Annotated in this window: 11 protein-coding genes and 1 pseudogene; 7 read left to right on the forward strand and 5 right to left on the reverse strand. The window is 72.2% G+C overall.

Going from position 1 to position 9,199, the window contains the following annotated elements; genetic code table 11:
• From C1I95_RS28680 to C1I95_RS28690, 3 genes and pseudogenes are all read right to left on the reverse strand, one after another.
• Window positions 1-864, reverse strand: a pseudogene (locus tag C1I95_RS28680) (bifunctional 3'-5' exonuclease/DNA polymerase); the annotation flags it as partial.
• 19 nt (window positions 865-883) lie between these two features.
• On the reverse strand, window positions 884-1,621 hold the full coding sequence (locus C1I95_RS28685) for an isocitrate lyase/PEP mutase family protein (RefSeq protein ID WP_111218487.1): 738 nt from the start codon (window positions 1,619-1,621) through the stop codon (window positions 884-886).
• Window positions 1,618-2,274 (reverse strand): cytochrome P450 family protein, encoded by a 657-nt coding sequence (locus C1I95_RS28690; RefSeq protein WP_111218489.1) that lies wholly within the window; start codon window positions 2,272-2,274, stop codon window positions 1,618-1,620. The genes C1I95_RS28685 and C1I95_RS28690 overlap by 4 nt, the downstream gene beginning before the upstream one ends.
• Before the next feature lie 64 nt (window positions 2,275-2,338).
• Here C1I95_RS28690 and C1I95_RS28695 point away from each other — a divergent pair, with 64 nt between their 5' ends.
• From C1I95_RS28695 to C1I95_RS28710, 4 genes are all read left to right on the forward strand, one after another.
• Entirely contained in the window at window positions 2,339-3,034 is a 696-nt protein-coding gene (locus tag C1I95_RS28695; RefSeq protein WP_111218491.1) for an ArsR/SmtB family transcription factor, read from the forward strand.
• Window positions 3,035-3,113: 79 nt separating this feature from the next.
• A complete protein-coding gene (locus tag C1I95_RS28700; protein ID WP_111218493.1) occupies window positions 3,114-3,371 on the forward strand; it encodes a type II toxin-antitoxin system Phd/YefM family antitoxin in 258 nt (85 codons plus the stop codon).
• On the forward strand, window positions 3,368-3,742 hold the full coding sequence (locus C1I95_RS28705; protein WP_111218495.1) for a type II toxin-antitoxin system VapC family toxin: 375 nt from the start codon (window positions 3,368-3,370) through the stop codon (window positions 3,740-3,742). The genes C1I95_RS28700 and C1I95_RS28705 overlap by 4 nt, the downstream gene beginning before the upstream one ends.
• Window positions 3,743-3,747: 5 nt before the next feature.
• Entirely contained in the window at window positions 3,748-4,140 is a 393-nt protein-coding gene (locus C1I95_RS28710; protein WP_111218497.1) for a hypothetical protein, read from the forward strand.
• Between the two features lie 27 nt (window positions 4,141-4,167).
• On the opposite strand, the gene C1I95_RS28715 is transcribed toward C1I95_RS28710, so the two are convergent.
• Window positions 4,168-5,157, reverse strand: a complete 990-nt coding sequence (locus tag C1I95_RS28715; RefSeq protein WP_111218499.1) for an SIS domain-containing protein — start codon at window positions 5,155-5,157, stop codon at window positions 4,168-4,170.
• A gap of 13 nt (window positions 5,158-5,170) precedes the next feature.
• Window positions 5,171-6,268 carry an aminoglycoside phosphotransferase gene (locus C1I95_RS36665; RefSeq protein WP_146605886.1) on the reverse strand — a complete coding sequence of 366 codons (1,098 nt, stop codon included), beginning with the start codon at window positions 6,266-6,268 and terminating at the stop codon, window positions 5,171-5,173.
• A gap of 112 nt (window positions 6,269-6,380) precedes the next feature.
• On the opposite strand from C1I95_RS36665, the gene C1I95_RS28725 reads away from it, so the two are divergent.
• The 3 genes from C1I95_RS28725 to C1I95_RS28735 are packed head-to-tail and all read left to right on the forward strand — an operon-like array spanning window position 6,381 to window position 9,177.
• A complete protein-coding gene (locus C1I95_RS28725; RefSeq protein WP_199523951.1) occupies window positions 6,381-7,487 on the forward strand; it encodes a polyamine ABC transporter substrate-binding protein in 1,107 nt (368 codons plus the stop codon).
• Window positions 7,488-8,414, forward strand: coding sequence for an ABC transporter permease (locus tag C1I95_RS28730; protein WP_111218505.1), 927 nt, complete (start codon window positions 7,488-7,490; stop codon window positions 8,412-8,414).
• Window positions 8,407-9,177, forward strand: a complete 771-nt coding sequence (locus C1I95_RS28735) for an ABC transporter permease (RefSeq protein WP_199523952.1) — start codon at window positions 8,407-8,409, stop codon at window positions 9,175-9,177. Before C1I95_RS28730 ends, C1I95_RS28735 begins: the two co-directional genes overlap by 8 nt.
• Window positions 9,178-9,199: the final 22 nt, after the last annotated feature.

Consider the following 9,199-nt stretch of genomic DNA (forward strand, 5'->3'; position numbering starts at 1 on the left):
CCCGTGGGCCGTCCAGATCCGGTACAGCTCCTTGTACTCCAGCACCAGCGGCACCGCCGGATGGTCCACCCCACGCAGCACCCACGCCCGGGTGTTCGGCAACTCCACCCCGGCCCGGGCGAACGCCCGCAGCAGCTCCGCCGGGCTGTCGGCGTGCACCTGCCGGACGCCGAACGCGTCGGCGATCCGGGCGGCCAGCTCGGCCAGCCGCCGGGGCGGCCCGCCCACCGGGGACGGCTCCCCCAGCAGCTCGGCCAGGACCGCGTCGTGCACGTCGGCACGCCACGGCAGGCCCGCCGCCCCCATCTCGGCCGCGATCAGCGCGCCGGCCGACTCGGCGGCCACCAGCAGCCGGAACCGCCCCGGCTGGGCGGTCGCCGCGATGCGTTCGAGCTGGTCGGCGTACACCCTGGTCAACGCCGTGAGGCCCGGACCCGGCGGCCCGGGCACGGCGTCGAAGAGCGCGGCCTGCCCGTCGCCCGGCGGCGCGGCGACGCGCGGCGGCGGGTCGGCCGGCACCGGCGCGCCGGTCAGCCGCGCCCACGCGGCGGCCAGCGCACGCGGCTCCCCCCAGCGACCGGCGTGCCCGAGCAGCAGCGCCTCGGTCAGCTCCACGTCGTGGCACCGCTCGACGCGGACCCCGGCGCGCAGCAGCGCCGGGTAGAGCGTGGCACCGGACGCCCAGATCCATCGCGGCTGCTCGACGCGCTCCCGGCCGGCCATCGCCGCGGCCAGGTCGGTGACCGGTTCGGGCACGCCCGCGGGCGCACCGGCCGGGTCGAGGGGTTGCAGCGCTCCCCCGCCCTGCTCGTCGGACACCACCGCCACCAGCACGGACGCGATTCTGCCGGCCCCGTGCGACAACCCGGACCGCGGCACCGGGTCACGGGGTCGGCGGCTCGGTGTTCACCTGCGCGTAGGGCGGAAGGTCCGGGCGCACCGGGCGGCCGTCGCGGACCGCTACGGCCGTGTCCACGGCGGCGGCCAGTGCCGCCCGGAAGAGCAGCGAGCCGGTGCTGACCCGCCGCACCCCCAGCTCCGTCAGGTCGGCGACCGAGTGCCGGCCGGGCAGGAACAGGATGTTGACCGGTACGTCCACCGCCGCCACCATCGCCGCGATGTCGGCGGGCTCGGCGAGACCGGGCACGAACACCCCGTCCGCGCCGGCGTCCGCGTAGGCGCGGACCCGGCGGACGGCCTCGGCCAGGTCGCCGGGCCGCTGCCAGTGGGTGTCGGTACGGGCGTTGACGAACAGCTGCGGGACTTCCCGCTTCACCGACCGGATCAGTGCGGCGTGCGTCTCCGTCGGGCGCATGGCGTCCTCGATGTTGACGCCGACCGCGCCGGCCTCGGCCACCGCGACCGCCGCGTCGACCGATCCGGTCTCGATGTCGACGGTCAGGTGCACCGGCAGCCGGGCCAGGCTGCGAGTGAGCCGCAGGTTCTCGGCGTCCGTCGCGGCGACGCCGTCGGGCAGACCGTGCGCGGCGGCCACGCCGAGGCTGGTGGTGCCGAGCGCGGGGAAACCGGCCTCGACCAGGAAGCGGGCCGACGCGACATCCCACACGTTCGGCAGCACCAGCGGGGCACCGGCCCGGTGCAGGGCGGCGAAGGTCGTCATGGTCGTGCCCGCTCCACGAGCGCGAGAGCATGGGCGCGGCCCGGGCAGCGCCGTGGTCCCGCGCCGAAGGCCAGCTCGCCGGCCAGGTGCACCTGCACCACCTCGCCGGCCTCGACGGTGACGCTGCCGACGGTGGTGGCGGCGAGCGCCTGTCGCCGGGTCGCCGGGACCGGTGGGTCATCGCGCAGCACGTCCTCGACGGCACGATGCCGGCCCCGGTCGATCAAGGACGCGGTGGGCTCACACGCCTGCACGAGCACGCCGATGCGGGCCGCGGTCGGCTCGTCGTAGCCGCCGCCGAAGACCACGACCAGCCGGCCGACCGCCGCGTCGGCCCGCGCCTCGTCGCCGGTCCCCGGCTGGTACGCCTGCGCGACGTCGCGCACCAGATCCACCACGGGTTCGTCGACGCCCATCGCGCGGGCGAGGATCGCCACCGGGTGGCCGGGCCCGCACAGGGAGTCGAGCGAGATCGAGTCCAGCACCGCGACCGCCAGGCCGCGGCGCCGTTCGTGCTCCGCACCCTCGCTGAACCGGCCGACCGTGGCCCGCAGCCAGGCGATCCCGACCGACGCGGGTGGGACCGGCGGCACCACGAAAACCGGATCGTTCAGGACGGCCAGGGCCGCGTCACGGCCGCGAATCTGCTGCATGTGGCGAAGGCTACGGCCGCGATCGTTCGGTGCCGGCCGAACGATCGCGGCCGACAATGGAAGGATGACCCCGGCCTCCGACCTGGCGGCGCTCGCAGCCCTGCTGGCCGACGAGACGCGGGCGGCCATGTGTCTCGCGCTGCTCGACGGCCGGGCCTGGACCGCGCGTGAGCTCGCGGCGCACGCGGGCGTCGCGCCCTCCACCGCGACCGCGCACCTGCACCGCCTCGTCGAGGGTCGGCTCCTCGTCGAGCGACGTCAGGGCCGGCACCGGTACGTGCAACTCGCCGGCCCGTCTGTCGCGCAACTGCTGGAGGACCTGTCGGCGCGGATCGAGCCGCGCCCGACCACACCGCGTGGGCTGCGGGCGGCGACCGCGAGCGCGGCGCTGAGCCGGGGCCGCACCTGCTACGACCACCTCGCTGGGCGGCTCGGTGTCGCGGTCACCGACGCGATGACCGCGCGGGGGCTGCTGGACCAGAGCGGCGGCTTCGCCCTCACCCCAGCCGGCGGCGCCTGGCTGACCGACGTGCTCGGGTGGGACCCGGCAGAGCCGCGCCCCGGCCACCGGCCCCTCGTACGCGGCTGCCTCGACTGGACGGAACGGCGCCACCACCTCGGCGGGCTGGCCGGGGCGAAACTCTGCGAGACGTTCTTCGGCAACGGGTGGGTGACGCGGATCGGATCCGGCCGAGCCGTACGCCTCACCCCGTCCGGGCGGGCCGCGCTCCGGAACCACCTGGGCATCACCCTCGACTGAGCTCGCGGCGCTGTCGACTGCTGACGGCTTCCTCGACCAAGGACTCATGGTGGACTAACCTCTTAGCCAAGGAGGTCAGATGGGAAGCGAGCCTGCCGCCCAGTTCAACATCCATGAGGCCAAGACGCACCTGTCACGGATCATCGAGCGGGTTGAGCATGGCGAGGAGATAACGATCAGCCGAGCCGGCCAACCGGTGGCGAAGCTGATCCCGCTCGTACGCCGGGTCAACCGCACCGCCCGCGGCTCCCTGCGCGGCAGGCTGGTGATGTCCGAGGACTGGGACTCCGCCGAGGTCAACGAGGCCATCGCCGACGACTTCGGAACGACAGCGTGACCCTCCTGCTGGACACCCACGTGGTCATCTGGTGGCTGACCGACGACCCGACCTTGTCGTCTGAGATCAAGGACCGGCTGGATCACGAGCCGGATGTGTACGTCAGCGCCGCCACGATCTGGGAGATCGCTATCAAGCAGGCGATCGGCAAGATCAAGGAACCGGAACGTCTACCCGAACTCGTCCGTGACAGCGGGTTCCGAAGCCTGCCGATCACGCCTGACCACGCGATCGTGGCCGGTCAACTGCCCCTGATGCATCGTGATCCGTTCGATCGCATGCTGGTGGCTCAGGCTCGATGCGAAAACCTCGTCCTCGCCACCCGCGATCCTGCAATTCAGCGGTACGACGTACCGCTGCTGCTCGTCTGACCGGCGTGGTCAGCTCATTTGCGCCGCGCGGGCGCTTTTCGCGGGCCGTCCGGGCTGGCCTGCTGGTCGGCTTCGTGCTGGCGGCGGGGATGGTCGCGCGGGAACTGACCGTGGGCTGGCTGGGCGGGCGTTGGGCCACCCTCGCGTTCATCGCGCTGCCGGCGGCGGTGACGGCGGGGCTCGCGCCGTACGCCTCCTATCGCCGGCGGGACGCGCTGCTCTGGTTCATCGGTCCCGGGCTGTTCATCTTCGTGCTGATCGCGTGGCGGCTGACCCTGCTGCCGTACCGGGACTGGGCACCCCGGCCCGACGAGGCACCACGGGCCCGCTGGCTGCGCGACCCGACCCACGCCGGCCTGTGGTACCTGCCCACCGAGATGCGCCAGAACACCGCATGATCGCGCTCGATCACGGATCGAGCACGATCATGCGGCGGAAGCCCACCAGTGGGCGGCGACCAGTTCGGCGACCAGCGGTTCGGTGAGCAGCCGGACGGCCTCGTCGTCGTCGCCGGGGTAGCGGATCACGGCGGCCGCGTCGGACACCTCGGCGCCGACGGCGAGCACGGTCGACTTCCGAAGGTTCAGCCACTCCAGTGCCGCCGCATCGTACCGGGAACCGGGGAAGAACAGCGCCCGGTAGTCGAGCGTCTTGGCGAGGTAGACGTCCACGTGTGACCAGTCACCCGTCTCGCACCCGTCGGCCGGGCGGCGGGGACCTTCCCGGACCATCAGCGCCGACTGCAACGCCGAGGAGAGCCGCTCGGCCGGCGCGAGAGCGTAGACACCGTGCGGACCGTCCAGCAGCTCGATCGCCCTCGGCAACCACGCGTCGCGGCGGGCGAGCAGATCCTCCGTGGCGTCGGCGGCGCGCAGCGCGAGAGCGGCGGTGTCGGCGGCGCGGCGCGCGAGAGCCGCGGCACCGCGCCGCGCCGCGGTCAACCGGTCGACCAGGTCCAGTAGCAGGACCAGGGTGTGTTGGAAGCTCCGGCAGGCCACCCCACCGCGCTCGGTGCCGGCGTGCATCGGGACCACCAGATCGGCGCAGGTAGCCAGCGTTGAATCCGAAGTGTTCGTCAGCGCGACGAGTCGGCCCGACCCCTGGTAGCGGGAGGTGGCGTCGAGGGTCTCCACGCTCGTTCCGGTCGCCGAGATGGCGATCACCAGGGTGCCGGGGCGGGCCGGGTACGACGCGACGGTCGAGGCGTACTCGGCGACCGCGTCGATGCCTGCGGCGCGCAGCCGGAGCGCCGCCATCTCGGCGGCGTACCGCGAGCTGCCCATGCCGAGCAGGAGCACCCGGTCGACCGGGTCGGGCAGGCCGGCCCACAGGTCGCCGTCGGACAGGGTGGCGGCCAGGTGGCGCAGCGATTCCGGCTTCGCTTCCAGGTCGGCCAGGAACAGGCGCGGGTCCACGGGGCTCCTTCGGTCAGTCTTGGTACCAGGAACGCAGTACGCCCATCGGGGCGTACCGCCAGCGGGGCAGGAAGCGGGCGGCGTAGCACAACTCCCGGCACTCCTGCTCGACCTCGAACGGCCGCAGCAGCCGTTCGTCGAACAGGTGCGCCAGGCCGCGCTCGGCCAGCGTGCGGCGGTACGCCCCGAGCAGCTCGTCGGCGGCGCGGCGGCACCAGTCGGACACCGCCGCCCGGTGGCGGCCCTCGGTGCGCCGGTCGGCGATCTGCCCGACGTGCAGCAGGCTGGTGCGCAGCTGCGCCACATCGCGAGCGGCCGGCTCGGTCAGGGTCCCGCCAGCGGGCGTCGCGAGCGTCGGGTTCCCGTCGAAGTCCGTCACCGCCAGTCCGCCGCGCCACCGCAGCACCTGCCCCACGTGCAGGTCGCCGTGCGGCTGGATGACGTACGCCCGGTCCACCTCGCCGGAGCGCTCGATGTCGGCGGCGAGCCGATCCGCCCGGGCGGCCAACCAGCCCGCGTCCTCGGCGTGGAGATCCGCCAGGAGTTGCTGTGCCTGTTCGAGCACGGCCAGGCCGCCGGCCGCCCAGGCGGGGTGCCGGACCTCGGTGACCGGCTCCGGCGTGGTCTCCGAGGGCGTGGCCAGGGCGGCGTGCAGCTCCGCGGCCAACACCCCGATCTCCCCGGCCAGGTCGGCCGGCGGGCCGCCGGCGAGCTGGTCGAGCAGGGCGGCGACGCACCAGTCCCACCCGTCGGCGGCGTCCGGCAGGAAGCCGCTGACCACGGCCGTCAGGCCACCGTCCGGGCCGTCGCGGTAGACGGCCGCGTAGGGGGTCGGGGTATGGGTGAAGCCGACGGCTGCCAGGTGTGCCAGCAGATCCGGCGCCCGGTCCGGCGAGCCGTCCGCCGCCGGGCGCATCCACTTCACCACCACGCGCTCGCCCACCACGACCGAGGTGTTCGTCTGGTCGACGGTGATCAGGCGCTCGCCAAGCGGACCGCGGGCGAGCGGAACGAAGCGGCGGACCCGCAGGCCGGCCACGGTGCCGCCGGCGGCGAGGGCCTCGACGAGCGCGGCGGAGGCCCCGGGCGGCACCCGATCTGTTGAATCCAAGTTCAGTTTCCGACGTAAATTATTGGCTACAAGAGGCGGGATGAGTCTTGCGCACGTTGACGTGCATTGCAACACTCCGGTGCACTATCTCGACTCCCGACAGGAGTGCGGAGTGTTGGCGTTCAGAAGTTCCCGGCGCACCGCCGGCCCGGCGGTCCTCGCTGCGGGCCTCGTTCTCGCCCTGACGGCATGTGGCGGTGGCGCCGACGGCACCGCCACCCCGGACACCCTCGATCCGAACGCGGACCTGAGCACCCAGAAGCTCACGGTCTCCAACTGGGACGGCTACATGCCGGAGGATCTTCCCGCCAAGTTCAAGGCGGCGGCGGGTCCGACGGTCACCGTCACCAAGCACGCCACCAACGAAGAGGTCATGGCGAAGTTGACGGCCGGCGCGGACAGCGGCATCGATGTCGCGTTCGTCTCCGGCCAGTTCGCCCAGGCGCTCGCCGAGCAGGGCCTGCTCGAACCGGTGCATGCCGATCTCGTGCCCAACCTCAAGAACCTCTACCCGGAGGCCCGGCAACTGGCCTACGACAACGGCAACAAGTACTCCGTGCCGTACACCTGGGGCACGACCGGCCTCTGCTACCGCACCGACCTGACCGGCTACACCCCGGACAGCTGGGAGGACCTGCTCTCCCCGAAGCCGCAGCTGGTCAAGAAGGTGACCATGATGGCCACCGAGCGGTGGCTGATGCTGCCGGCCCAGAAGGCGCTCAACTTCTCCGCGAACACCACCGACGCCGAACAGCTGGAGCAGGTCAAGCAGAAGCTGCTCACCGCGAAGAAGACGCTGCTGGCCTACGACGACACCACCTTCGGCGACCGGCTCAAGTCCGGCGAGGCCGCGCTGGTGGAGGCGTGGGACGGCTGGTGCCCGACCGACGACCCTAAGATCAAGTTCGTGGTTCCCAAGGAGGGCAGCGACCTCTGGGTGGACACCATGGTGATCTTGAAGACGTCGAAGAACAAGGAGGCCGCGCACGCCTTCATCAACTACATCCTCGACGCCGACAACCACCGCTGGGCCGCCGAGAACATCCTCTACAAGGTGCCGAACAGCGCCGCCATGGCCAAGATCGACGCCAAGCTGCTGGAGACCCACCCGCAGCTGACGATGACCCCGGCCGAACTGCTCACCCAGGAGGTGCCGGTGGACCTCGGCGACGCGGCGCCGGCGTACACCCGCATCGCGACCGAGGTGTCGGCCGGATAGATGGGCCGCACCCGCACCCCCGAACGTGTCGCCCGCGCGGACGTCGGTCCGCGCGGGCGCCGCGCCCCGCGCCGGGAACGGCTCGTCGGCCGGCTGGCCACCCTCGGCCCCGGGCTGGGCTACCTGACCGTGTTCATGCTGGTGCCGCTGGCACTGGTGCTCAGCTACACCCTGTTCCAGCGGGGCCGGTTCGGCGGCATCGTCCACGAGGTCTCGGTGGACAACTTCAGCCGGGTCGCAGACGGGCTCTACCTCGGTGTCATCTGGACCTCGGTGCAGCTGGCCGCGATCACCACGCTGCTGGCCCTGCTGCTCGGCTACCCGACCGCGTACCTCATCGCCCGGCTCCCCCGCGCCTGGCGCACGGTCGCGCTGGTCCTGGTGGTGCTGCCGTTCTGGGCCAACTTCCTCATCCGCACGTACGCGTGGATCATCCTGCTCAACAGCGAGGGCGTGATCAATCGGACGTTGACCGGGATCGGGATCATCGACCGGCCACTGGAACTGCTCTACACCCCGGGGGCGATCGTCGGCGGGCTGCTCTACGCCTACCTGCCGCTGATGATCCTGCCGCTGTACTCGGCGATCGAACGCCTCGACCCCCAACTCCGCGAGGCGTCGGCGAACCTGGGTGCCCGGCCGGCCCGTACCTTCTGGTCGGTGACCCTGCCGCTCACCCTGCCCGGCGTGCTGACCGGCTGCGTCTTCGTGTTCGTGCCCAGCCTCGGCAACTTCGTCATCCCCGAACTGCTCGGCGGCGGACGGACGGTGATGGTCGGCAACCTCATCCGGGACCAGTTCCTCAAGGCCCGCGACTGGCCGTTCGGCTCGACCCTCGCGCTCGTCGTCATCGCACTGCTCGTACTGCTGCTCATGGCGCAGGCGTGGGCGGCCCGCCGGCTGGCCGACGGGACGAACCGTGCGTAGATTCAACTGGCTCTACCTGCCGGCGGGGTTGACGTACCTCTTCCTCTACCTGCCGATCGCGGTGCTCGTGGTGATGTCCTTCAACGCCGCCGACACCCCCTACCGCTGGGACGGGTTCGACACCGCCTGGTACGGCCGGTTGTTCGCCAACGAGGCGGTCCGCGAAGGACTCGTCAACACGTTGATCGTCGCCGCCGGCGCGACCGTGCTGTCGACGGTGCTGGGCACCCTGCTCGCCGTCGGCCTGGCCCGGTACACGCGGTCGAAGCTGCTCGACGCGATCGCGGTGGCCCCCGCCGTCCTGCCCGACATCGTGCTCGCCATCGGCCTGCTCGCCTTCTACACCGCCGTCCGGTTCACGCTCGGCCTGCACTCGATCCTGCTGGCGCACGCGGTGTTCGGCACGGCGTTCGTCGCGGCCGTGGTACGCACCCGGCTGGCCCACGTCGACGGCTCCCTGGAGGAAGCCTCCCGCGACCTCGGCGCCACGCCGGTGCAGACCTTCGTCCGGATCACCCTGCCGTCGCTCGCGCCGGGCATCGTCGCCGGTGCGTTGCTGGCCTTCTCCCTGTCGATGGACGAGTTCGTCATCGCCTTCTTCACCGCCGGCCCGGCGGACCCGACGCTGCCCATCGTGATCTATTCGATGGTGCGGTTCGGCGTGACCCCCGAGATCAACGCCCTGGCCACGCTCCTGCTGGCGGTCAGCTTCACGTTCGTCATCATGGCCCAGCGCCTGTCCCGACTGACGGAGTCCCTGTGAGTAGCCCCCCGGTCAGCACACC

Origin of the sequence: Micromonospora craterilacus (assembly GCF_003236315.1) — a bacterium.
GTDB lineage: Bacteria > Actinomycetota > Actinomycetes > Mycobacteriales > Micromonosporaceae > Micromonospora > Micromonospora craterilacus.

What these genes read in the sequence shown, in the direction of transcription:
- C1I95_RS28690 (WP_111218489.1), bottom strand. Translation starts at nt 2,274, where the DNA reads ATGCAGCAGATTCGCGGCCGTGACGCGGCCCTGGCCGTCCTGAACGAT.
- C1I95_RS28685 (WP_111218487.1), bottom strand. Translation starts at nt 1,621, where the DNA reads ATGACGACCTTCGCCGCCCTGCACCGGGCCGGTGCCCCGCTGGTGCTG.
- C1I95_RS28700 (WP_111218493.1), top strand. Translation starts at nt 3,114, where the DNA reads ATGGGAAGCGAGCCTGCCGCCCAGTTCAACATCCATGAGGCCAAGACG.
- C1I95_RS28730 (WP_111218505.1), top strand. Translation starts at nt 7,488, where the DNA reads ATGGGCCGCACCCGCACCCCCGAACGTGTCGCCCGCGCGGACGTCGGT.
- C1I95_RS28695 (WP_111218491.1), top strand. Translation starts at nt 2,339, where the DNA reads ATGACCCCGGCCTCCGACCTGGCGGCGCTCGCAGCCCTGCTGGCCGAC.